The organism is Staphylococcus sp. HMSC068C09 (assembly GCF_001813735.1).
Taxonomy (GTDB): Bacteria; Bacillota; Bacilli; order Staphylococcales; family Staphylococcaceae; genus Staphylococcus; species Staphylococcus hominis.
The window spans coordinates 355188-379477 of the sequence record NZ_KV813756.1 but is presented as its reverse complement, the minus strand read 5'-3'; the positions used below and the strand labels follow the sequence as shown (position 1 = coordinate 379477).

Here is a 24290-nt window from a genome sequence, read left to right as displayed (position 1 = left end):
CCCTCCTATTCTTTTTTAGTTGCATCCTTAACCAATGCAATAATGACAAAAATAACACCAATTGTTAAGCTTGAATCTGCGATATTAAAAATTGGAAAATCATATCCAAAAATATTTGTATCAATGAAATCAACAACTTCACCATTGAATAAACGATCGATAAAGTTACCTAATGCACCAGCAAATAATAAGCTAATTGCAACTTGCATAAACGCATTATATTTAGTTTCTTTAATATAAAATATAATAAGTACAGCTAAAATAATAAGAGTAATAATATAGAAAAATCCCATTTTACCACTTAAAATCCCCCATGCTGCACCATTATTTCTATGTGATGTAATATTTAAAAAATGAGGAATCACTTCATAAGAATCACCAATGTTCATGGTTGCTGTAATTATTTTTTTAGTTAATTGGTCTATAATTAAAATCACGATGGCTACTATTAAAGATAAACCAATATAATATTTCTTTTTCATTCATGTGCCTCCATTCAGCCCTCAACTCTTTGACAACACTCTACATTATAGCCTACTACTTAGCATAAAAAAAGCTACAATCTTCTATGTCATATTTGTGTTACTTTTAGGATGAATATAATTAAATTGATCGACTTGATCAACATCTACAAAATGTGTTGTAATTTCGTAAGGTTTTCTGAAATTCATATCAGAGACTATTAAAGAGCCATCATTATTGACTTGTTCTACATAAGCAACATGTCCATGTTTTCCTTTTGGATAATGTAAAATAGAACCCTTAGTTGGATTTTCATTGACTGTATACCCTTGTTTCTTAGCCTTATTTGCCCAATGTTTAGCGTCACCCCATTGGTTACTTATTAAATGATGGTCTTCTTTTACTCGATCAAATACATAGTAAGTACATTGACCTTTAGCGTATGTGTTATATTTCATAGGATTTTTTTCCCAAAAATGAATTGTAGGTTCAGTCATATCTTGATTGTCTAGACCATCAAAAACTGCACCGGCCGTAAATATCATGCACACAAACACCATTAAAAAAATCCATTTTTTCATTTCATCACTCTACCTCTATAAAATTAAATCTAAACTGGATACCATCTGGACCTTTTATATTGATATGATGTGTTTCTGGATAATGAAAGTCAACGATAGATAAACCATAAGTATGTTCATTATCTATTCGCTTTATTTTTGAATTCCATTGATTCATTGAAAGATGACAATAATATTGTTCAGAAGCTAAATAAAACGATTCATCATCTAAATATGCAGAAGGTACTAGTCCAAAATGGTTTAAATAATACTCTCTTACTTCATTTAATCGAATGGTTTTTAAACTAATATTCCCAATTTTACTATCATTAGGTAAACCTTGCCATCCGATGGTGGATGCATATGGTAATAATGAAGAAACATCGAGCGGCTTAATATTGAGTCTAATCCATTCACTTTCTTGTTTCCAATCAGAAATCGCTTTATCAACATAAAATTTAAACATATGACCTTCTGGATCTTCGACAAAAATAAATGTACATACATTTTGTTCTCCACCATTAATTGGTAACTCATAATCATTTAACTTTTCGATTAGATCTGCCAGATGTTGTTTATTGGATAATTGAATTCCTATATAAAATAAACCAGCTTCTTGAGATAAAGGATTTCGTCCAGACTTTATCTCTCTTAAAGTAATATAATGGTGACTGTCTCCAACTTGATATTTGACAGCGGTTAATGTCTCTTCCACTTTTTTAAACCCTAATAATTCTTCATAGAACGGTTGTAAAGTACGTAAATCTCTTACATTTAAAGTGATACCATTAATAAAATGTGCATCATTATCATGAAACATAGGACACCTCCTAAATTTTAAAATCTCTCTTTCAATTTAAAAAAGCTATGATTAATGATTATTCTATAATAAAATATTTAAAATTTTATCAGTCTTAATGCGTAATATTCAACTATTTAGACTAAAAAAGCTTTCGATAGAGAGAACTTCATTGCGTTTCCATCGAAAACTTTTAAATATATATAAAGTACATTATTTTTTAGCTAAAACTTTATTGTAGATTCTTGTACCAACACATGCACCAATCATTACACCAGTAGTCATAGCAAGATTAGTAAAAATTTTATTAACGGAATCTTGTTTATCTTTTTCATAACTAGCTAAATGATTCATATGCTGTTTGAATACACCCATCACAAACTTATGTGCAATGGCTTGAGTAAACTTATAAACTCCCCATGGTAATGTTGATTCATATTCTTGCAACGCTGCAATACCTTCGTTGGTATCTAATATACGTCTAAATTCAAATCGTGCATTACTACTGTCTTTAACCATAGCTAAATCTCCACCAACAATTTTATACACAATCATTTCATTAATAGAATCATGATTATCTCTTTTCATTTTTAAAATACATTTCCTTATTAATGGTAATTGAATATTAAATTCATGCTCATTAATGGTACCATTTACTAAATGGAGCGTGATATTATTAATAAATTCTGCATATTCTCTTGTTACATCCTGTATCGAATAACTTTCCGGAATTCTAAAACGCGTCATTGCTCTAACATCTTTAACTTCATCTCTCTTATTTTGATTTGATTTAGATTGTTTTGTAGTTATTATTTGTTGTTCATCTTGTTTTTCTTTAAGTGCTTTTTTCACATTTTCTTTACCATTCATTTTCTCTTTAATCCAATATCGACTTAACCGAATAAGGATGGTTGGTAAGTGCAATATAAACAAATGTTTATCAAGAATAGTCGCTATACGTTCAAATAATTCTTGATAATTCATTACCTTAGGCCTTGTAATATTAAATACTTCATTTTCTTTAGGAGAACGTTCGACTAACATAGCTAATTTATCAATAACATCATCCATACATACTGGCGCAATCATATTGTAAGCCCAGTTCGGTAGAATCATTGCTGACAAACGCTCTATCATTCTTTTAAAAATAGGATATGAACTACCGTTTGAATCTATAATTAACCCAGCACGTAATGTGCTTACAGGGACACCATAATATCTTAATATTTTTTCACATTCTAACCGACTTTTTAAGTGAAGTGACAAATGACTATCATTCGTGATAATACCACTCATAAATATAATGTGTTTGACCCCATGTTTTTTCGCTACGCGCCCAACATTATCAGCTAGTAGTGCATCCATATCTTCAAAATTAGCCTGTGTAAGTTTAGCACTTGTCTTCATTGAATGACCAAGATAAATCGCAGTATCTATACCTTTCATTACTTCAGTTATAGCATCTAAATCAAATAAATCTGCTGATTTCCAAGTTACATTTTTTTCATTTTTTTTATTTTGAGCATTTCTTGATATTGCGATAATCTCATGATTAACTTTTAATTTATCTTTTAAGTGACTACCAATATATCCAGAAGCCTCTGTTAGTAAAATCTTACCCATCATTTTATCTCTCTTCCTATATTACTTACGAGAAACATTCTATCACTTATTATTTGATATAACCTCATCCGTTTTTATCTAAACTTGAAACTCTATTCAGATATATTTTCAAATTATTATTATTTAATATTTATATACTTTATAAAAAAACGCTCGTAACCCTTAATTAGGTTACAAGCGTTCTATCTCTATTGAATTAAACTAAAGTTTTTACGACTTCTTGACAACGTGGACATAAATGATCAAGTTCACCAACAGATCCTAATGTTTCACTATAATTCCAACATCTTTCACATTTTTCACCTGAAGCATGTTCAATACGAATGTCACCATGTTGGTATTCATTTCCATTGTCTACTTTTTCAGTCACTTCAACTTGAGAGACGATAAATAATTGTTGTAAGTCATTAAATTGTTGTAAAAATTCTGCAGCTTTAAAGTGATCATTGTTTCCAATCACTACTTTAGCTTCAAGAGATTTACCGATAACTTTTTCATTACGTGCTGCTTCTAATGCACGGTTTACATCATCACGTAATGACATAAATTGATTCCATTTATCTAATAACTCTTGATCAACGTCCACAACTTTTGGCATATCTGCTAAGTGAACACTTTCTTCTTTAACATGTGGTGTATGAGACCATACTTCTTCGGCAGTGTGTACTAAAATAGGAGCAAGTAATTTAGTCATATCTACTAAAATTTGATACAACACTGTTTGCATGCTACGACGTTTATGTGCGTCTTTTTGTTCAATATACAGAATATCTTTACCATAATCTAAATAGAAGTTACTTAATTCAACATTGATAAAGTTTTGAACTTCTTGATAAATATTTAAGTAATCAAAGTTATCATAGTGATTAATAGTACTAGCAGTGAATTCACGTAAGCGATTCAATAAGTAGCGATCTACTTCTAATAATTCATGTTCAGGTACACTGTCTGTTTCAGGATTAAAGTCGTTAATATTACCTAACATAAATCTTAAAGTATTTCTGATTTTTCTATAAACATCAGACGTTTGTTTTAAAATTTCATCTGAAATACGTACATCTGCTAAATAGTCTGTACTACTTACCCATAATCGTGCAATATCTGCACCTTTTTGTTTTACTACTTGATTAGGCACGATAACGTTACCTAAAGATTTACTCATTTTTTTACCTTCGCCATCCATTACGAAACCATGTGACAATAAGAATTTATAAGGCGCTTGTCCTCTAGTCGCAACTGCTGTAGTAATTGAAGAGTTAAACCAACCACGATATTGGTCACTACCTTCAAAATATAAATCGGCTGGGAAATGCAATTCTGGACGAGTTTCTAACACGCCTCTATGAGATGAACCAGAGTCAAACCAAACATCCATAATATCTGTTTCTTTAGTAAATTCTCCATTAGGACTTCCAGGATGTGTGAATCCTTCAGGTAATAAATCTTTAGCTTCTCTTTCAAACCAAACATTTGAGCCATATTCTTCAAATAAATCAGCTACATGATTGACTGTTTCTTTTGTCATAATAATATCGCCATTTTCAGCGTAAAATACAGGCAATGGTACACCCCATACACGTTGACGAGAAATCACCCATTCACCACGGTCACGAATCATATTATAAATACGTGTTTTACCCCAATCTACTTTAAAATCAGTCTCTTCAATCGCATCTAAGATATCTTGTCTCACTTTATTAATTGAAGCAAACCATTGAGGTGTTGCACGGAAAATAACTGGTTTTTTAGTACGCCAATCATGCGGATAACTATGCGTAATAAAGTCTAATTTTAATAAGGCACCTTTATCAGTTAAAAGGTCTGTTACAGCTTTATTTGCTTTATCATAGAACATACCTTCAAATTGTCCGCCTTCTTCTGTGAAGACACCTTTATCATCCAAAGGACTAATGACAGGTAAATCGTATTTTTGACCTACAACATAGTCATCTTCCCCGTGTCCAGGGGCAGTATGTACACAACCAGTACCAGCATCAGTTGTTACATGACCACCATTAATGACTAATGACACTCGATCTATGAAAGGATGTTGTGTTTCAACATACTCTAACTCTTTCCCTGTAAATTCTTTTTCCAATTGAATAGTATCTTTATCCCAACCTAATGCTTCAGAAACACTTTCAGCTAAAGCTTCAGCAATCACGTATTTCTTACCATTTACATTATATTGACCATATTTCAAGTCTGGATGAACTGTAATTGCTACGTTAGAAGGTAATGTCCAAGGTGTAGTTGTCCAGATAATAAATTGAGCATCCTCATCGATAGTACCTTTTGAATCTTTAACATCAAAGGCTACATAAATAGATGCTGAACGTTTATCATGATATTCAATTTCAGCTTCAGCAAGTGAAGATTCACTTGATGGTGACCAATATACTGGTTTTTTACCTTTATAAATTAAACCTTTATCAGCCATTTCGCCAAACAAACGAATTTGAGCTGCTTCATATTCAGGTTTAAGAGTAATATATGGATTATTAAAGTCCCCACGTACACCTAAACGTTTAAAATCTTGTTTTTGAAGTTCAACTTGTTCTAAAGCAAATTCTTTACATTTTTCTCTAAACTCAGCAATTGACATTTTTTTGCGATCAACGCCTTTTTTAGTCAATGCTTGTTCAATTGGTAAACCATGTGTGTCCCATCCTGGAACGTAAGGTGAGTAAAATCCTTGCATCGTTTTATAACGTACAATAATATCTTTAATAATTTTATTTAATGCATGTCCCATGTGAAGATTACCATTTGCATAAGGTGGGCCATCATGCAAAATAAATGATTGATTTCCTTCATTTTTCTCTAAAGCTTTTTGATAATGATTATTTGCTTCCCATTGCTCTTGAATTTTTGGCTCTTTATTAGGTAAACCTCCTCGCATTGGAAAGTCAGTTTTTGGCATTAATAAAGTTTCTTTGTAATTCATATTTTCCACTCCTTAAATATAAAAAGAACTCTAAGTTCAATTAATAGGGACGGGAAATCCGCGGTACCACCCTTCTTAACTCAACTTAGAGTTCTCTTCTTAATATTATAAAATTTTAATTTGCCAGTGATATAAAAAATAGACTTATATTAGGCTTCCACCGTGTCCTAACTCGCTGTGAAAAGTTTATTATTTTTTACGTGTCTGACATTTTATTAACTATTTATTTGATGATGATTCGCTACTTGAAACATCCTTATTTTCAGAAGTAGACTTATTTGTATTAGTTGTTTCATTAGAATTGATTGACTGATTTTCCTCATTTGATAATGTCTCAGTTGTTTCACTCGTTGGAGTTTCACTATTCGCATTTGGATTTACATCTTGTGGATTTAAATGCTGTATGTTTTCTTGTGTCACTTGTTCTGCATCAAAATCATAATTTAATAAGTAATCCCAATCATCATTTTTCAATAAATCCAGCTGTGCTTCTACAAGCATACGAAATCTTGATCTAAATATTTTAGATTGACGTTTCATATCTTCAGTTTGGAAAGATAAATGACGTGCTTTTTCAATAGCATCATTTACAATCACATCAGCTTGCGCTTTTGCTTTAGAGATAATTGCTTCTGATTCTTTTGTGGCAGCAATTTTTGTTTGTTCTCCAGCTTGTTGAGCTTGAATAAGCGCATCACTTACTGATTGATGAACATCTTGATAAGATTTAATATTAGTATCTCTCTCTTCAAGCACTTTTTCAAGTTGTTTTTTTTCTTCTTTAAGTCTTTCAATCTCATTACTTAATTGAGTTAAAAAGTCGCTAACTTCAGCAGGCTCCAAACCATTTTTCACTCTTGTAAATTCCTTATTTCTTATTTCATTAGGTGTAAAAGCCATCTGTTATCCTCCTTAAAACAAACCATCATAAAGGTGTTTTTATTATTTATCAATCAATATCATTTACTTAAATAGTGTTTGATACGTTATATGAACTTTTTCTTTTTTAGTTTTGCCACCTATATCAATAATTCGAGCACGTCCAAATCCTTGAATAGAGAGCAAATCATTGTTTTGAAGTTGAAAATCGGGAGAATCGATTAAAGTATGATTCACTTTTACCCGTTTTTTTTCAATTAATTGTTTAGCAATTGATCTAGATTTTCGAATCATTTCTTTTAAAACGACATCTAATCTTAAAGCACTGACTGTACTATGATGAATATTCCAATTCTCTTTTGATTGTATCATATCTTTAAATGGAATAGAATCAAGTTTGACTGTAGCACCTTTAATCTTTGTTAATTCCATCATAATATATGATTCCAATTGCTTTGTCAAAACAAACTGAATCGTATCACCAACAAGTATATCTCCTACTTGTTCTCTTTCTATACCTAAAGACATTAAAGTTCCAAGTACATGTTGATGTTGAATAGACACAAATTTCTCAGGATAATTAATTTGGATTAATACTTCTTCAAAATCACCTTCAGTAGGTTCAAAATAACTAGGCGCAATAATTGCTCTCTTTCTTTCTGCCGATTGACCACCGAAATAGCTCACTTTCATATCTTCAAAACTACCGACGATGACTTCTAATATATATTGTCCTCTAGGATCTAAAAATGAAGTCAATACAGGTGCATATTGTTGATTAACTTGTTCACATTTATCTAATAATTGATCAATAAGTGGTTGTTCTTCATTTCTAAAGTGCTGATAAATATCGATGATTAACGCCTCCTCTTTTAAGTGTTAAAGAGCCTGAGACATTATGCATATCACAGGCTCTACTAACTTATTATAAAATTATTTTAGTATTAAATAATTTAATATCATATCAAAAATACTTTTCAATCCATATTGAAATAATACAAGTACAAATAATGCTACAATTGATGAAATATCAATCATACCAATGGGTGGAATAATCTTTCTAAATGGCTCTAAGAAAGGTTCATATATCTTACTTAAAAATGATCCAAATTTAGATTCTCTAATTGTTGGAACCCATGAAGTAAAGAAATAAATAATCATTCCCCAATAATAAATTTGAACTAGTAATAATATAAAGTTAAATATACTAGCTAATATACCAACATCCATATATTATATTCTACTCCTTAAATTATTCGTAATGTTGTTGTGTATTCATCTGTTCAAGGTGATCGGTAATACTACCTGCCACCTCAACATTATCAGGTGTACAAAGGAAGATATCAGCACCTACACGTTGTATATCTCCGCCAATGGCATAAACTGTTCCACTTAAGAAGTCAATAATACGTTTCGCTGATACTTTATCAATACGTTGTAAGTTAACTAATGTCGCACGACGATTTTTAAGTTCATCTGCAATGTCTTGAGTATCTGAAAATACACGAGGTTCAAATAAGCACATTTTTGAATTTTCGTAATTACTATAACCTGTACCAGCTGATTGATTCATAGTAACAACATTTTTTGAATTAGACTTATTTGATGTATTTCCCATACGATAATTCCTTTCTTCAGTATTGTAATTTTTTGATACTTTCTTTTGAGGTACAGTTTTTAAGTGATTTTGATTATTCTGTGTTCTTTCAATAGGTTGCTGTTGCATATTACGATTTTGATTTTCTTCATTTTGTGTTACACGCTGTTGTCTTTCAGCAGGGCTTTCGACTTCTTCTTCATCTTCCATTAGGAAAAAATTATTAAATAAATCCTTGATAGCCACGGGGCTCACTCCTCTTCTCCAACAAGTTTAGTCCCTATTCTTATAAATGTAGCACCTTCTTCTACAGCAATAGTATAATCATTACTCATTCCCATAGATAAATATTCACATGGTGCATAATTTAATTTAAGGTTTTTAATTTCATCTCGTTTTAATCTCAATTGTTTAAATAACTGATGTATGTAGTCCTTATCATCGGTATAAGGCGCCATTGTTATTAATCCAACAATTTTAATATTGTCGAATGCTTTAATTTGTTCAATAAAATCATTAACTTCACTAAGCGCAATACCATGTTTAGTTTCTTCACCAGAAACATTCACTTGGATAAAGCATGAAATAGTGTGAGTTGCTCTTTTATTAATTTCTTTTGCTAAATTCAAACGATCTAATGCATGTAAATAATCGATGTCATTAATCACATCTTTTACTTTTCTAGACTGTAGTGAACCGATAAAATGCATTGTAACATCTTTAGGTAAGGCTTGTTTTTTTTCTAGAAAACCTTCTACTCTATTTTCTCCAAAGTGTCTTAAACCAGCATCATACGCTTCTTTTGCTCGGTCTATTGTAACATATTTTGTTACTGCAATCACGTTTGGAGCGGTCTTAATCACACTTTTTTCAAGATGATGATTAATTTCCGTTTGTATTTTTTCTAAATTTTCTGTCACTTTCATTATATATCAACCTCTTAACTTTGTAATGACATAAAGGATTATAGTGATATAACTGCATTACACTACACTTCTCCTTTTTGACCTATAAATGCTAGCATCCTGCCAGTTTTACCTTTTTCAACACGATAAGAGAAAAAAAGCGATAAGTCTTCTGACGTAGTATATTTTGTAATGTTAATATTTTCAGCTGGTACGCCACTATTTATTAATAATAAAGCGTTGGCTAATTTTAAATCAATACCATGTCGATCAGTATCTCGTGTTTCAATATATTTGTCAGAATTAATAGGCAATGTTTCAAATTTCTTTTTAATATCATCATTTATTTCATAGGTTGAAGAAGTCGCTGGACCTATGACTACATTTAAATCTTGATAGTCAAATTCTACATATTTAAGCATTTCTACTACTATTTGACCATATGTTCCTCTCCACCCCGCATGAGCTAGAGCGATAAAATGATGTTTTTCACTATAAAAATATACAGGTACACAATCAGCATAACACATCGTTAATAATATATCTGAATCATAAGTATACATACCATCAATTCCATATAATTCATTACCTAATGTCTTAATATTAGCGCCACAATGTGCTTTAGTAATGTGAGCGATATTATTTTCGTGTGTTTGAATAGGAAAAACCCATTGTTGTGTAGGAAAGTTGATAGCATTAGCTAATATCTCTTGATGATGCGTCACATAACTAGGTTCATCATCAATATAACGTGCCATATTAAATGCATCTCTTGGATATGGACTCTTTCCATCTTCGCGTGTAGTAAAACCAAGTGTTAACTGATCATATTGTGATGTATAACTCAAATAATGTGGCTGTTTTATAAATTTTTCCACGTTGTGAAAACCACCTTCACTTTTAAGAATAGTCATACCTAGACTATTGTTTTATATTTTATCAGCATTTCGATTAAAAGATGTAGATAAATGTATTATATAACATATTTCTTTTTAAATTAAACAAAACAAAAAGAGCAGCATTCTCCTCAGAAATCACTGCTCCTTTCTTTATATTTATACTTTAATATTAGCGTCTAGTTCTTCTAGAACGTCTTTCTTCTCTATTACGAATAAAGCTAGGAATATCATCATCTTTAGTAGTATGACTTCTTTCGCTTAGACCATCAGAAGGACGTGAATTAGATGTACTATGTGTGAATGAGTCTTCTTTTGGTGCACTTTGAGTTGATGTACTAGAAGTTGCACTTGAACCAAAACCAGTACTTGACGCTTTACGTCCTTGAGATGTTGGTTTATCTTCAAATCCAGTTGCGATTACTGTTACAACAATTTCATCTTGCAATTCTGGATTAATTACAGTACCAAAAATCATATTTACATCTTCATCTGCTGCATCTTGTACAATATCAGCTGCTTCTTGGGCTTCGAATAAAGATAAAGATTCTCCACCTGTAATGTTCATTAACACACCTTGAGCACCAACAATTGATGTTTCAAGTAATGGAGATGAAATAGCTTTTTTAGCAGCTTCCACTGCTCTATTTTCGCCTGAAGATACACCAATACCCATTAATGCAGAACCTTGGTTAGACATAATTGTCTTAACGTCAGCAAAGTCTAAGTTCACTTCACCTGATACAGCGATTAAATCAGAGATACCTTGAACACCTTGACGTAAAACATTATCTGCTTCTTTAAATGCTTCCATCATAGGAGTTGATTTATCAACAATATCTAATAAACGATCGTTAGGAATAACAATTAATGTATCAACTGCCGCTTTCATTGCTTCAACACCTGCTGCTGCTTGTGTAGAACGTTTACGTCCTTCGAAGCCAAATGGACGAGTTACAACACCTACTGTTAATGCTCCCATTTCTTTAGCAATTTTAGCAACTACTGGTGCAGCACCTGTACCAGTACCGCCACCCATACCAGCAGTAACAAATACCATATCAGCGCCTTGAATAGCATCTTCAATTTGTTCGCGTGATTCTTCAGCAGCTTTTTTTCCAATTTCTGGATTTGCACCTGCACCTAAACCACGTGTTAATTTTTCACCGATTTGTATCTTAGATTCTGCTTTAGATAAGTTTAAAGCTTGCCCATCAGTGTTAATTGCAATAAATTCAACATTGTTCATTCCATGATCAATCATGCGGTTAACAGCGTTGTTACCGCCGCCACCTACACCGATGACTTTTAATGTCGCCAAATGATTAAATCCTTGTTCAAATTCTAACATTTATTTTTCCTCCTAGTCTTAATGGCCAATTATTCAAATAGAGATTTCATAAGCTTTTTAAATTTGCTTTCTTCTTTATCAGATTTTTCATGTTCATCATCATAATGATGTGTTCCATCTTGATGGTTGTTTTCATCATACGTTTCATAATCATCATGTTTCTCCGCTTTTTCACGTACTTCCGGCTGATGATTTTCGTCAGTGTCTTCGTTTTTATTAGATTTACGTTTAAACCAGTCAAAGCCACCTGATTTTGAAGTATGATTGTGTTCGTCATTTTCAATGACTTCTTCTTCAAATTCATCATTATCTTGATAATTTATTGTAACATAATCTAATAATTCATCAAATGTGATACTACTAGATATTGTAGAAATCGCTGAAGTAAATTCAGGTTTTCTAATTCCCATTTGAGAAGGTGTATGGATTCTTATTTTTTCATTAACCATTGTACTTAGTAATTCTTTAACGCCCAATAAGTTTGAAGAACCACCTGTAACAATGAATCCACCATTTACTTTAGTTAATCCTAAATCTACCAACACATCAAATACTTCATCAAAGATATCTTGCACTGTTCTTTCAATAACTGCACTTAAATCTTTTTGAGTATACTCTACTAATTCGTCACTATCTACCTGATCAACACTGAAAACGTCTTGATCAGACGCTGATTGTGTATAAGCATGTCCATATTGATGTTTAATTTTTTCAGCTGTTTCATATGTAGTGTTTAATTCTTCTGCGATATCATCTGTAATATCACGTCCAGCTAATTCAATTGAATCGGCATCTACAAGTTCACCGCGTTCATAAAAGGCGATTTGAGTGAGATCTTCACCAATATCAATTACACATGCACCTAATTCTTTTTCAGTTGCAGATAAAATAGAGCCATAGTTATAAGCATCTGAATAGACGTCCAATACATCTACTCCACAAGATTCTACACATTTAATCATATTAATTAGAATTGACTTGTGAATTGCAATAACACCTGCTTCTACTTTTAACGAGTGTCTTGCAATGAGTTCTTTAGGATCCGAAACCTCGTTATCTCCATCTACAATGAATCTAATCGGAAACACATCAATAACTTCTGTATCAGGTACATCATTTTTTTGACGTATACCTTCCAATACTGTTTCAATATGTGATCCACTAATTTCTGTATCTTCGTAAAAATCAATTTCGTTTTCTTCATCATACACTTCAGTACCGATGATAGGTAATTTTAAGAAAACTTCTTTTATATCCACACCTGATGCGATAGAAGCTTTTTTAATTGTATCTTTAATTGCTTGTTTCGCAATATCAAAATCATCAATCAATCCATTCTTAATACCGCTAGTGTAGGTTTGCCCTGTACCTATCACATTAATACCATTGTGAAATTTTTCGCCTACTATTGTTTTAACACTTGATGAACCAATATCTATGCTTACATAGTAATGTTCCTCCATAGATAGGCACCTCCTGACAAAATACTATTAAAATACACTATATTTAGTTTACAATACGTCGTTTAGCTTGTGAACTATAAACACATATTATTATCGAAATTTTTTAATTATTTGTATCCGATTGTTCGCTTATTTTATTTAATGCACTTTGTAATTCATTTTTTGCTTCTGTTTCTTGCTGTGTTTTTTGACGAACATTTTGATCGGACTTAGAATTAATACTGCTATTTTCATTATATGGAATAAATGATGCTCCTACAGATAAATCAATATATCCTTGTGTTTTTAATTGACCTGAACTATCTTTTGCAAGAGATTGAGACATTTGAGGATAATACTCGATTTTGTTAGCTAGAGTATTGATGTCTCCTACTACTTGCATGCCATCTTTCATATATAAAAGGACTCGATTTTGTTGATTCTGCAAAGGTGCATATTTTATTTCTGAAATCATATCTCTCGTTTCATTAGACATTTTAGATAATGCTTTCGTGATACGATTTAAATTGTCACCTTTAAAATCTTCTAATACAGGTGCACTATTCGCAATATCACCATTATAATTGTCTAATTTTTTATTTCCTTCAATTATTGGCACATATTTATTTTTATCTTTTACAATACCTACTAAATTATTTTCAATAATTTTAACATTTAAAGTATTAGGCAACTGTTTATTAATCTGAACATCTTTGATTAATGAATTTTTCTTTAAATTATTGATAGCTTTGCTTTTACTAAAAGTATAAATGCGTGATCCTTTTTTGATATTTAATTCTTTTTCAACTTGGCTATCACTTACATTATGATTACCACTAATATTAACATGAGAAATTCTACTTAATGGTGTAAACATATATAGTAGAAATAATATAATTAAAAGTATTAAAGTAGTAACAATAATATATTGGATACGTTTTTGTCGCTTTCTTTTATCTATCTTTTGTTGTTCTCGTTTTTCAGCTACCGTTAAGTGACTATATTTATCATTTTGAAATTTATTGCGCTTTTCTCTTAACCTTGTTTTTACTTCTTTCTTTAAATTTTCACCTTTATTTTTCGAAGAATTTAAAGATTTATTTGACCTTCTATCATTTGAAAGATTCTTTTCTTTTTGGAGTCTATCTTTTGATTTAACATCATCTTTAATTTTTTTATTTTTATCATTTTCTAATTCAGTTTTGTCTTTATCAAATGAACGCTTGATAGAACGAATCTTTTTATTTCTATTGCCCCTTGTATCATCCAATTACTTCACATCCTTTAATTAAGATGGTAGGTATGCACGGAAACTTTCAATAAATCTTTCGCCGCGTTCTTCAAATGTTTTATATTGATCCCAACTTGCACATGCTGGTGAAAGTAAAACAACATCATTAGGTTCAATGACATCTTGAACTTTTTTTACTGCATCTTCTATATCAACTGCCTTGATTACTTCTTTACCTTGACTATTACCTAATTTAGCGAATTTATCTTGAGTTTCACCGAAAACTACCATTACTCTAACATGTTTCATGTAAGGAATTAATTCATCAAATCCATTACCTCGATCTAAACCACCACATAACCAGATAATAGGTTGTTTAAATGAATTTAAAGCAAACTGTGTTGCTAATGTATTGGTTGCTTTAGAGTCATTATAGTATTTATTTGTTCGATTCGTTCCAATATATTGTAATCGATGTTCAATACCTGAGAATGTTGTTAAACTATCTACGATAGCCTTAATTGGTACGCCTGCAAGTATCGCAGCTAAAACAGCAGCTAAAATATTTTCTAAGTTATGTTCTCCTGGTAAAACTAAATCATCAATATTAATAAGGTTAACATCATTATAAACGATATAATTATCTTTAATATAGATGCCATCTACTTCTTGTTGAGTAGAAAAATATAATGTTTTAGCTTTTAAATTTTCAGTTTCAATTAAATGACGTTGATGATAATTACAAATCAAATAATCATCTTCTGTTTGATTTTTGTAAATACGTCGCTTCGCATTTTGATAATTTTCTAATGACTCATGATAATCTAAATGAGCAGAATAGATATTTGTAATGATGGCAATGTGAGGTTTGTAATGTTCAATGCCAAGTAATTGGAATGAAGATAATTCAGTGATTAGATATTCATCAGGTGACGTTTCTTGAGCTACTTTAGAAGCAACATACCCAATATTTCCTGAAAGTCTTCCAGTTAATCTACTTTTTTTAAACATATCTCCAATGAGAGAAGTTGTTGTTGTTTTACCATTTGTACCAGTCACAGCGATAATTGGAGCTTCAGAAATTAAATAACTTAATTCTACTTCAGTTAAAATTTTAAGGCCTCGTTGATATGCTTCATCAATAATTGAAACTGTATAAGGTATACCTGGGTTTTTAACAATAATCGGGTTGCTATCAAGTAATGATAATGGATGACCACCATCAACAATTTTCACACCTAATGTTTCTAAGTCTTTTGCATGGGGATCTTTAGATAAATCTTTCCCATCATTTACAGTTACATTTGCACCTAATTTAACTAATAACTTAGCAGCTTCATAACCACTTTTTGCTAATCCAACTACAAGAACATCTTTATTCTCTAATCCTGTATAATTTAGCATTCTAATGCACTCCTATCCATAATCCAATTAATCCTGAAATTAAGCCCACAAGCCAAAATACTGAAACAACTTTCCATTCACTCCATCCGCTAAGTTCAAAATGATGATGAATTGGTGTCATTTTAAAGATTCTTTTTTTAGTTAATTTATAAGATGATACTTGCAACATTACTGATAATGTTTCGATAACAAATACTAAACCTACAAAAAGTAATGAAAATTCTTGGTTTAACATGATTGAAATTGTAGCAAAAATACCTCCTAATGCTAAGCTTCCTGTATCTCCCATAAATACTTTGGCTGGATTTAAGTTATACGGTAAGAAACCGAGTAATGCAAAAATCATAATAATACAAAAAGTACCAATTGCAGGGGCATTTAACATGAAACTCATAATTGCATACATAGTGAATCCAATAATTGATAAGCCAGTTGCTAATCCATCCAATCCATCAGTTAAATTAACTGCGTTTGAAAACCCAACTTGCCAAAAAACAATAAAAATAACGTACGCAAACGACAATGGAATTCCAAAATTAGTAAATGGAATATTTATACTTGTTGAAAATTCTATTAAATGAAAAACATCGCTTAGAATGAAAAATATAATTGCTATTGCAATTTGAGCTAAAAATTTCTGCTTACTTGTAAGTCCTTGGTTATTTTTTTTAACAACAATAATGTAATCATCAATAAAGCCAATGAGTCCAAATCCTATTGTGACAAAGAGTAATAGAATAATGGGATTGGAATGATCTGTGAAAAATATAGCAATAATAGATGTAATAATAATACTAATTAAAAATGTTAAACCACCCATGGTTGGTGTACCCGTTTTTTTCATATGACTTTGAGGGCCTTCTTCGCGGATACTTTGCCCAAATTTCATTCTTTTAAGTGTCGGTATAAGTACAGGAACTAAAATAAATGTGATAAGTAATGCGATAATCGCAAATATAAAAAGCATGGTAATCTCCTTTATGTATTTTAAATTTATTCGTTTTTCACTTTATTTCCTTTATAATCTTATCAATTTTCAAACTAATTTTATATATATTATGTAAGAAAATGAGATTATAAATAAGGTATACATAATATATGACACCTTATTTATTATCATTTAAAACGACGTCATTTGTTCTTATGAATCGTTTTTATCATTAGACGTTGTATCAGTTGAATTATCTGAAGTGTTATTTGAATCAGATCCACTCGAATCAGTTAAGGATGTACTATCATTAGGATCATCAGTAGATAATTCTATTTCAATTTTATTATTACTTTTGAGTGTTGACCCACTCGCTACAGATTGTTTTGTTACGTATCCACTGCCTTTAGTCGTAACATTGATTCCAGTTAATTCTTGGAAGGCTAGGACATCGTCTGTTGTCCAACCTTTCATATTGGGCATAGTAATATCGCCGTCTGTCACTGCTAACACTTTACTATTCGGTAATAATTTTGTATTAGCTCTAGTAGATTGAGCTTTTATTGTATTACCATTACCAATAATGACAGGTTGTAAATCTTTTCCTTTAAGACTATCTTGTGCCTTTTGACTTGGTTGCCCTACAACATTTGGCACTTTACTATACTGTGCTGATTGAGTCTCATCTTTTTTAGAGCCTACATTTAAATACTTAAGTGTATTTTCCATGATAGGTTTAAAAGCTTTACTTACCCCTAATTCATATGCTTCTTGGTCATTTTTCTGAGCAAGACTCATACCGGCATAAACAATAACTCTTGGATGTTTTTTTGGCGCATCTCCCATAAAGCTTACAAAGTAGGGATTTGCTCCTTTAACGTATCCACTACCATTTTCATTAACGACCTGAGCAGTACCTGTTTTCCCTTCAATATCATAACCATCAATACGATAATTGGAAGCATGACTTTTATCACTATTTACTACTTTATCTAATTCTGTTTCAACTTTATCCGCAGTTTCTGAAGTAATAGGTTTTCCAGCTATTTTCTTTTCACCTTTATAGAATGTTTTCTTTGAAATTGGATTGTCTATACTTTGAACAAACCAAGGTTTTAACATATTTCCTTTATTAAAGAAAGCTGATTGTGCTTGTATCATTTGTACAGGTGTCACTGTAGTCGATTGACCGAATGCTGATGTTTTTTGTTGTAATTCATTTGACCAAGCAATATTTCCTTTTAATTCTCCGTCAAACATGCCATTTGTTGATTTACCAAAACCAAAGCGCTCGTACCAAGATTTCATTTTGTCAGCACCAACTAAATCTTGAAGATGCATCATCAATGTATTAGATGAGTAAGTGAAACCTAATGACATTGGAATTTCTCCCCAACCGGTTTTATTCCAGTCAGAAATTCTTGAACCCATAATATCACGATGACCAGATTCAAATTTTTCTTTAGGATTAAATTTACCTTCTTGAATGGCAGCTGCTAATCCATATGATTTAAATGTTGACCCAGGCTCATAGGCATTTTGATATAAATCATTCGCCCATTTTTTTCCAAAGTCTTTACCCGTTTCGGGGTTGAACGTTGGACGTTGACTATATGCAAGAATTTCTCCTGTTTTCGCATCCATAACCACTGCAAATAAATCTTTTGGTTCATATCGTTTCACCATATCATCAAGGGCCTCTTCGACAAATACTTGTATATTTGAATCAATGGTTAAATGAACGTCATCACCACGTTTTGGCGCTTTTTCATTTTTACTGTTTGGTGCAATATAACCCCAAATGTCATGTATATAAGATAGCGAGCCTTTCTGTCCATTTAGATAACTATTAAAAATCTTTTCTACACCTAATGCACCATTTAATTCCCCGGTATCAGGATTTTTTTGAGCCATACCAATTAAATGAGAAGCAAAATTACCGTTAGGATAGAATCGTTCAGTTTCTGGATATAAGGTGATGCCTGGTAAGTCCATTTTATCGAGTTTAACTTTATCTTGATATGTTAAATTTGTCCCTTTCTGTCCAAATTCAACTTGAAAGGCTTTCTTTTGATTAAGACGCTTTTCAATTTCATCAGGCTTCATATCAATAATTTTTGATAATTGTTTTGCTGTTTTCTTTTTATCTTTAACATACCTTGGTGTATCACCAACTTCTCCAGCATTTTTATCAATAATAGCTACTAATTTATATCGTTGAACATCTTCGGCTAAAATTTTACCGTTTCTATCGTAAATTTTCCCTCTTTCAGGCTGTTCTTGCGTTTTTACGAGATATTTTTCATTAGCGCGCATCACTAAATTTTGTCCATCTGAATGTCCAGTTATCATGATATATGAATATCTTAAAACCAATACAAAAAAGAGCAGTCCGAATAATCCAACAAGGAGGACTGCTCCTAATTTATTTTTTCTAATTTTAATTTTTCGCTTCGCCATTAGTACGCACTACCTTTACATTATCGTTCTTTAGGCTCATACCTTGTTTTTTAGCCTGATCGTAAATGCGCTCATAAGAAGAATTTTTCTTAATTTCAGATTGAATTGCATTGTTTTCATTAGATTGTTGTTCAATCTTTTGATCTAACTCGGCAATTTTATCATTTGTATCGTATGCATCCATTTTTAAAGATAGCATATAGATTGCTAGAACAGCAATTGCTGTGACAAGCGTTATGTATAAAAATTTCTCAAATCGCGTAAGTTGAACAACAACCTTTTTAGTTACTGTTTTCGTCTCAGATTGTGTTTTTGGTTGTTCTTTCGGTATGCTAGTGTGCTGAATGTGTTCATATGGTTCGTAAATTTTTTCTACAGCCATCCTCAATTACTCCTTATTTTAATATTTCAGCAACACGTAATTTTGCACTACGTGCTCTATTATTTTCGTCTAAATCCTCATCTGTAGCAGTAATTGGTTTACGATTTACTCGTTTTAACTTAGGTGTATAAGCTTCAGGAATAATTGGTAACCCTCTAGGCACGTCAGGTCCTTTTTCGTATTCTTGGAAAATTTGCTTGCATAGTCTATCTTCCAGAGAATGGAAAGTAATGACTGAAATCCTACCTTTTACTTTAACATGCTCAATGGCTTGTTCAATTGAATCTTCGAACGCAGATAGTTCATCGTTCACTGCTATTCTTATCGCTTGAAAAATGCGTTTAGCAGGATGACCACCTTTTCTTCGAGCTTTAGCTGGAATACCTTCTTTAATAATATCTACAAGCTCTAATGTTGTTTCAATAGGTTGTTGTTCACGGTGTGCTTCTATTCTTCTCGCTATTTGTTTAGAAAACTTTTCTTCTCCATAACGATAAAAGATTTTAACCAATGCTTCATAAGACCAATCATTAACAACATCATATGCAGTTAATTCTTGCGTTTGATCCATACGCATATCTAACTTTGCATCATGATGATAACTAAATCCTCTTTCAGGTATATCAAGTTGTGGACTTGAAACACCTAAGTCATAGTAAATACCATCTACTTTTTCAATTCCTAAATTTTTCAAAATATCAGTTAATTCTCTAAAGTTATTATGTACAAACGTGACCTTGTGTAAGTGATCTTTTAGTACTTCTTTAGCATTTTCTAAGGCAGTAGTATCTTGATCGATTGCAATCAACCTACCGTCATCGTTTAATTGATTTAATAAATAGAGTGCATGACCGGCTCCACCAAGCGTACAATCTACATATATGCCATCCTCTTTGATGTCTAATTCATCTATTGTTTCTTTTAGCATAACGCTTACATGATGAAACACTATAAATTCCTCCATTAAAAATCAAAATCTATCAAATCTTCGGCAATATCTTCAAAACTTTCTTCTGATTCTTCATAAAATTCATTCCAAGTTCCTCTATCCCAAATCTCTATACGATTTGAGACACCTATTACCGTACATTCTTTTGTTAAATTTGCGTATTTCCTCAAATTTTGAGGAATGTTAATACGCCCTTGCTTATCTAGCTCTACTTCGATAGCTCCAGAGAAGAACATACGCATAAACTTACGTGCGTCTTTTTTTGTCATAGGTAAGGTTTTCATTTTCTCTTCAATCTGTTGCCATTCTTCAAGCGTGTAGCCAAACAAACATTTATCAAGGCCTCGTGTGATAATAAAACGTTCATTTAAGTCATATCTAAACTTAGATGGAATTATCATACGTCCTTTAGCATCTAATTGATGCTCGTATTCTCCCATGAACATTATTACCACCTCACCTTATTAATAATTTACCACATCTCACCACTATCCTCCACTAATTATGTAAAATATCTTAAAATTCTTTAATTTGACATAAAAAGACCCATATTATCTATTTAAATAATATGGGTCTCTCCCTTACAAATTAAGGTTTTATAACTATTTGGTTAAATGTATATTTAAGTGGAGGATAAGTGGAGGGACTGAACGCATCTATCCCAAATTCATTCATCATTTGAAGTGGATTCCAAATTCTTTCTTGTAGACCACCCATTGGATGCAATACATGTTCAATCTCTCTAAAATGTTTCATACTTATATCGTTATCTCTTTCAATGTTAAGTAAATATCGGTTTAATAAATATTCAAATTGTTTATTATGAATGTCATAATTTTTCTTTACTAAATTGATATTGTCATGATTATCATTCACTTCTTTAAGAAGTAATTCGTATATTTTGGCATGATTCTCTTTTAAAGACTCTACTTTTTTAATAAATGTATCTGAGGCTTTGCTACGAACGAAGTTTTCTCTATCCGTTTCTATACCGTTCATAATAACATTTTCAGCATTTAACTTATACTGATTAATTAGCTTTTCTATTCTAATTGGTAAATAAGTGATTTTCATTCTTGGTAAAACAATAGGCATTTCAACATCTAAAATTTTAAATACTTCATTCAATTCAGCCCAGTATTTAATTTCACTTGGTCCTCCAATAAAAGCTACCGTATTAAATAGCCATTCTTCCATTACTGGTCTAGTTACAACATTATTAGAAAAACGAGTTGGTTCTTTTTCAACTAATTTTAACAATTCATCTTTATTATATGTAATATCTGATTTACTCAATTTGAATACATCATCTTTTTTAATAATTAGTTGACGCATACTATCTTCATGAAGGAACAAATGGACATTGGTATCTGTTTCAATCATTTTGTTTAAACCTGATTGCGTAGTTAATTTTTGTGTTTTTCTAAACGCCTGGTTAATTTCATTATGTTTTTGAATAATATTTTTTAATAATGGCTTCTCCAATTCACGAATTTTTTCATATTGAGCATCAATAAATAGTACACCGTAATCTTTAAATACTTCTTGAAGTAACCCTTTAAAAATATCAGTCCAATTATTGTACTTTTCTATAATCTCTAAACATACTTGATAAAGTGCGTTAGTATGTTTCGTTTCTTTTAATTCTTTAAAAAATTGATTAAGTGCTTCAATCATCTGTTCCTTTTCTGGAATATAGCGAGAGACGCTTGTTTCAAGCGGTGTCATTGTATGATATTTTACTTTATGTAATTGAGCGTCTTTTGCATTATAAGCATACGTATGATTTACTTCTTCAAAGTCATGATCTTCACCAGCAATCCAAAAAACAGGTACAACTGTTTGTTGGTATGTTTCAGTTAACTCACGACTTAAATTAACAATTGAAAGAATTTTATGAAACGTATATAAAGGTCCACCAAAAAGACCAGCTTGCTGGCCCCCAATTACCACTTTAGCTCCTTCACTGAGTGCAGTAAGATGAGTCTGTTGAATTTCTGTTATATTCAAATCTGACATATATGATTTAATCACTTGAGCAAGTTGTTGCTCTCTACCATTATTAGGACGATTCATTCTTTGATTAAAACTAGATGGTTTGACTGGATTATATTGATAAAATTTCAATAATGTTTCATCACTGTTTTCTAACTTAGTAATAAATGAATCTTTTTCTTGAAAATTAGTTACTTTACAGTTCATTCCCTTACTCCTTCAATATAACATTACTTATTCAGTATAAAGATTATATCCTTAGATGACAATTTTACGGCTTAAATATTGAAATTCAAATCCATTTTATCAGATTATAAGTAATTAATATGTTATTAAATGAAAATCGTATATTAATGACGATACAATATATATAAAGAATTTAAATGATAATGAAAACATGAGCAAAGTTCAACATCTTTAAATAAATTAAAAAAACTGTTGAATTATTTGAGGAATTTAAAGAAAAAGAAATTAATAATAAAGATTTGCATAAGGGTTCAATATACTAGTATGGTTTCCAAATCATTAAGCTATAAACGCTATTTGCATAAATAAGCCTGAGCCATTTAGCTCAGGTCTGTTATTAATCATTCTTCCACTAAATTAACCAATTCATACAAAGATTGTATTTCATAATCCGGTACAATATCACTGTTATTTTCTTTATTACGATAATTAAACCAACATGTTGTAATACCAGCATTTTTTCCACCTAGTATATCTGATGTAAGAGAATCTCCTACTATTATTGAAGTCTTTCTTTTTTCTTCACCAATTCTCTCAAAGATATAATCAAAAAATTCACTCATAGGTTTTTGATATCCTGTTTCTTCTGATATATATACTCCAGATAAGATATCTTTAAACTCTAATTGAGCAATACGACGTTTTTGAGTATCTGTAACACCATTAGTCACAATAAACAATTCACATTCTTGGCTTAATCGATCAATTGTTTCTAAAGTAGAGTTGAAGAATTTTAATGGTGCTTTAGCTAGTTCGTCTCTAAATAAAACATCGGCTTTTTTACCATCTACGTCTATGCCATACTCTTTAAAATAATTAATAAAACGATGTGTTAATACTTCTTCTTTAGATAGTTCATTTTTTTGAAATGCTTCCCAATGATTTTGATTTACTTTCTTAAAATATTGAAAATCTTCTTCAGTTGGATAATGACCGAAATGATGTGCCATTTGATGAAATGCTCGATCTTCTGCATCAAAAAAGTCCACAATTGTATCATCAAAATCAAGTAAAATAGTATCGTATTTCATTTTTATACTCCTAAATTATAATATGTATATTATTTTAGCAGATTTGTCATGATTCATTAAATAATGCCAAAAAATAAAAACACTTAAGGATTAATCCTTAAGTGTTGAATACTTGCTATTAAGTATTAGAAACCAAATACTTTACCTAATACACTTGCACCACTTGATACAATGTCAACAATACTTGTACCTAATTTTGTCCA

General features: G+C 31.2%; 23 protein-coding genes. All 23 read right to left on the bottom strand.

Annotated elements, in window-relative coordinates; genetic code table 11:
- Positions 1-5 precede the first annotated feature (5 nt).
- Positions 6-482, bottom strand: coding sequence for a signal peptidase II (gene lspA, locus HMPREF2930_RS06620; RefSeq protein WP_002448847.1), 477 nt, complete (start codon positions 480-482; stop codon positions 6-8).
- Positions 483-566: 84 nt separating this feature from the next.
- Entirely contained in the window at positions 567-1043 is a 477-nt protein-coding gene (locus HMPREF2930_RS06615) for a CHAP domain-containing protein (protein WP_070597269.1), read from the bottom strand.
- A 4-nt stretch (positions 1044-1047) separates the two neighbouring features.
- The gene (locus tag HMPREF2930_RS06610; protein WP_017174552.1) at positions 1048-1842 is read right to left on the bottom strand and encodes a VOC family protein; all 795 of its coding nucleotides are present in this window, start codon (positions 1840-1842) and stop codon (positions 1048-1050) included.
- 192 nt (positions 1843-2034) lie between these two features.
- Complete coding sequence (locus HMPREF2930_RS06605) at positions 2035-3444, bottom strand: NAD(P)H-binding protein (RefSeq protein WP_029376747.1); 1410 nt, start codon at positions 3442-3444, stop codon at positions 2035-2037.
- A gap of 196 nt (positions 3445-3640) precedes the next feature.
- Positions 3641-6391, bottom strand: coding sequence for an isoleucine--tRNA ligase (ileS, locus tag HMPREF2930_RS06600; protein ID WP_037540983.1), 2751 nt, complete (start codon positions 6389-6391; stop codon positions 3641-3643).
- A 219-nt stretch (positions 6392-6610) separates the two neighbouring features.
- Positions 6611-7291 (bottom strand): DivIVA domain-containing protein, encoded by a 681-nt coding sequence (locus HMPREF2930_RS06595; RefSeq protein ID WP_037540982.1) that lies wholly within the window; start codon positions 7289-7291, stop codon positions 6611-6613.
- 63 nt (positions 7292-7354) lie between these two features.
- The gene (locus HMPREF2930_RS06590; RefSeq protein WP_029376746.1) at positions 7355-8128 is read right to left on the bottom strand and encodes a YlmH family RNA-binding protein; all 774 of its coding nucleotides are present in this window, start codon (positions 8126-8128) and stop codon (positions 7355-7357) included.
- A 75-nt stretch (positions 8129-8203) separates the two neighbouring features.
- On the bottom strand, positions 8204-8500 hold the full coding sequence (locus HMPREF2930_RS06585; RefSeq protein WP_002455457.1) for a YggT family protein: 297 nt from the start codon (positions 8498-8500) through the stop codon (positions 8204-8206).
- A 22-nt stretch (positions 8501-8522) separates the two neighbouring features.
- Positions 8523-9113, bottom strand: coding sequence for a cell division protein SepF (gene sepF, locus HMPREF2930_RS06580; protein ID WP_002455458.1), 591 nt, complete (start codon positions 9111-9113; stop codon positions 8523-8525).
- Positions 9114-9118: 5 nt separating this feature from the next.
- Entirely contained in the window at positions 9119-9793 is a 675-nt protein-coding gene (locus HMPREF2930_RS06575; RefSeq protein WP_070597267.1) for a YggS family pyridoxal phosphate-dependent enzyme, read from the bottom strand.
- A gap of 62 nt (positions 9794-9855) precedes the next feature.
- Positions 9856-10686, bottom strand: a complete 831-nt coding sequence (pgeF, locus tag HMPREF2930_RS06570; protein WP_048685142.1) for a peptidoglycan editing factor PgeF — start codon at positions 10684-10686, stop codon at positions 9856-9858.
- Positions 10687-10840: 154 nt separating this feature from the next.
- Entirely contained in the window at positions 10841-12019 is a 1179-nt protein-coding gene (gene ftsZ, locus HMPREF2930_RS06565; RefSeq protein ID WP_017174544.1) for a cell division protein FtsZ, read from the bottom strand.
- 29 nt (positions 12020-12048) lie between these two features.
- Positions 12049-13482 (bottom strand): cell division protein FtsA, encoded by a 1434-nt coding sequence (ftsA, locus tag HMPREF2930_RS06560; protein ID WP_017174543.1) that lies wholly within the window; start codon positions 13480-13482, stop codon positions 12049-12051.
- Between the two features lie 103 nt (positions 13483-13585).
- Entirely contained in the window at positions 13586-14731 is a 1146-nt protein-coding gene (locus HMPREF2930_RS06555) for a cell division protein FtsQ/DivIB (RefSeq protein WP_019835559.1), read from the bottom strand.
- Positions 14732-14749: 18 nt separating this feature from the next.
- Entirely contained in the window at positions 14750-16096 is a 1347-nt protein-coding gene (gene murD, locus HMPREF2930_RS06550; protein WP_017174541.1) for a UDP-N-acetylmuramoyl-L-alanine--D-glutamate ligase, read from the bottom strand.
- A 1-nt stretch (position 16097) separates the two neighbouring features.
- Positions 16098-17063 (bottom strand): phospho-N-acetylmuramoyl-pentapeptide-transferase, encoded by a 966-nt coding sequence (mraY, locus tag HMPREF2930_RS06545; protein ID WP_017174540.1) that lies wholly within the window; start codon positions 17061-17063, stop codon positions 16098-16100.
- A gap of 174 nt (positions 17064-17237) precedes the next feature.
- Positions 17238-19484: a penicillin-binding protein gene (locus HMPREF2930_RS06540; protein ID WP_037540980.1), complete on the bottom strand. Its 2247-nt coding sequence runs from the start codon at positions 19482-19484 to the stop codon at positions 17238-17240.
- Positions 19465-19866 carry a cell division protein FtsL gene (ftsL, locus tag HMPREF2930_RS06535; protein WP_017174538.1) on the bottom strand — a complete coding sequence of 134 codons (402 nt, stop codon included), beginning with the start codon at positions 19864-19866 and terminating at the stop codon, positions 19465-19467. Before ftsL ends, HMPREF2930_RS06540 begins: the two co-directional genes overlap by 20 nt.
- Before the next feature lie 13 nt (positions 19867-19879).
- Positions 19880-20815 carry a 16S rRNA (cytosine(1402)-N(4))-methyltransferase RsmH gene (gene rsmH / locus HMPREF2930_RS06530; protein WP_017174537.1) on the bottom strand — a complete coding sequence of 312 codons (936 nt, stop codon included), beginning with the start codon at positions 20813-20815 and terminating at the stop codon, positions 19880-19882.
- 14 nt (positions 20816-20829) lie between these two features.
- The gene (mraZ, locus tag HMPREF2930_RS06525; protein ID WP_017174536.1) at positions 20830-21261 is read right to left on the bottom strand and encodes a division/cell wall cluster transcriptional repressor MraZ; all 432 of its coding nucleotides are present in this window, start codon (positions 21259-21261) and stop codon (positions 20830-20832) included.
- Positions 21262-21403: 142 nt separating this feature from the next.
- Entirely contained in the window at positions 21404-23017 is a 1614-nt protein-coding gene (bshC, locus tag HMPREF2930_RS06520; protein ID WP_017174535.1) for a bacillithiol biosynthesis cysteine-adding enzyme BshC, read from the bottom strand.
- Between the two features lie 380 nt (positions 23018-23397).
- Positions 23398-24087, bottom strand: a complete 690-nt coding sequence (locus HMPREF2930_RS06515) for a YjjG family noncanonical pyrimidine nucleotidase (RefSeq protein ID WP_002448764.1) — start codon at positions 24085-24087, stop codon at positions 23398-23400.
- A gap of 125 nt (positions 24088-24212) precedes the next feature.
- Positions 24213-24290, bottom strand: a 78-nt coding sequence (locus tag HMPREF2930_RS06510) for a beta-class phenol-soluble modulin (RefSeq protein ID WP_141744263.1), incomplete at its 5' end; no start/stop codon positions are given.

Bases quoted from the DNA above. Each gene is read 5' to 3' on its own strand.
- HMPREF2930_RS06615 (WP_070597269.1), bottom strand. From the start codon at position 1,043: ATGAAAAAATGGATTTTTTTAATGGTGTTTGTGTGCATGATATTTACG.
- bshC (WP_017174535.1), bottom strand. From the start codon at position 23,017: ATGAACTGTAAAGTAACTAATTTTCAAGAAAAAGATTCATTTATTACT.
- HMPREF2930_RS06540 (WP_037540980.1), bottom strand. From the start codon at position 19,484: ATGGCGAAGCGAAAAATTAAAATTAGAAAAAATAAATTAGGAGCAGTC.
- HMPREF2930_RS06575 (WP_070597267.1), bottom strand. From the start codon at position 9,793: ATGAAAGTGACAGAAAATTTAGAAAAAATACAAACGGAAATTAATCAT.
- HMPREF2930_RS06595 (WP_037540982.1), bottom strand. From the start codon at position 7,291: ATGGCTTTTACACCTAATGAAATAAGAAATAAGGAATTTACAAGAGTG.
- HMPREF2930_RS06585 (WP_002455457.1), bottom strand. From the start codon at position 8,500: ATGGATGTTGGTATATTAGCTAGTATATTTAACTTTATATTATTACTA.
- ftsA (WP_017174543.1), bottom strand. From the start codon at position 13,482: ATGGAGGAACATTACTATGTAAGCATAGATATTGGTTCATCAAGTGTT.
- HMPREF2930_RS06515 (WP_002448764.1), bottom strand. From the start codon at position 24,087: ATGAAATACGATACTATTTTACTTGATTTTGATGATACAATTGTGGAC.
- lspA (WP_002448847.1), bottom strand. From the start codon at position 482: ATGAAAAAGAAATATTATATTGGTTTATCTTTAATAGTAGCCATCGTG.
- murD (WP_017174541.1), bottom strand. From the start codon at position 16,096: ATGCTAAATTATACAGGATTAGAGAATAAAGATGTTCTTGTAGTTGGA.
- mraY (WP_017174540.1), bottom strand. From the start codon at position 17,063: ATGCTTTTTATATTTGCGATTATCGCATTACTTATCACATTTATTTTA.
- HMPREF2930_RS06610 (WP_017174552.1), bottom strand. From the start codon at position 1,842: ATGTTTCATGATAATGATGCACATTTTATTAATGGTATCACTTTAAAT.
- ftsZ (WP_017174544.1), bottom strand. From the start codon at position 12,019: ATGTTAGAATTTGAACAAGGATTTAATCATTTGGCGACATTAAAAGTC.
- HMPREF2930_RS06605 (WP_029376747.1), bottom strand. From the start codon at position 3,444: ATGGGTAAGATTTTACTAACAGAGGCTTCTGGATATATTGGTAGTCAC.
- pgeF (WP_048685142.1), bottom strand. From the start codon at position 10,686: ATGACTATTCTTAAAAGTGAAGGTGGTTTTCACAACGTGGAAAAATTT.
- ileS (WP_037540983.1), bottom strand. From the start codon at position 6,391: ATGAATTACAAAGAAACTTTATTAATGCCAAAAACTGACTTTCCAATG.
- ftsL (WP_017174538.1), bottom strand. From the start codon at position 19,866: ATGGCTGTAGAAAAAATTTACGAACCATATGAACACATTCAGCACACT.
- mraZ (WP_017174536.1), bottom strand. From the start codon at position 21,261: ATGTTCATGGGAGAATACGAGCATCAATTAGATGCTAAAGGACGTATG.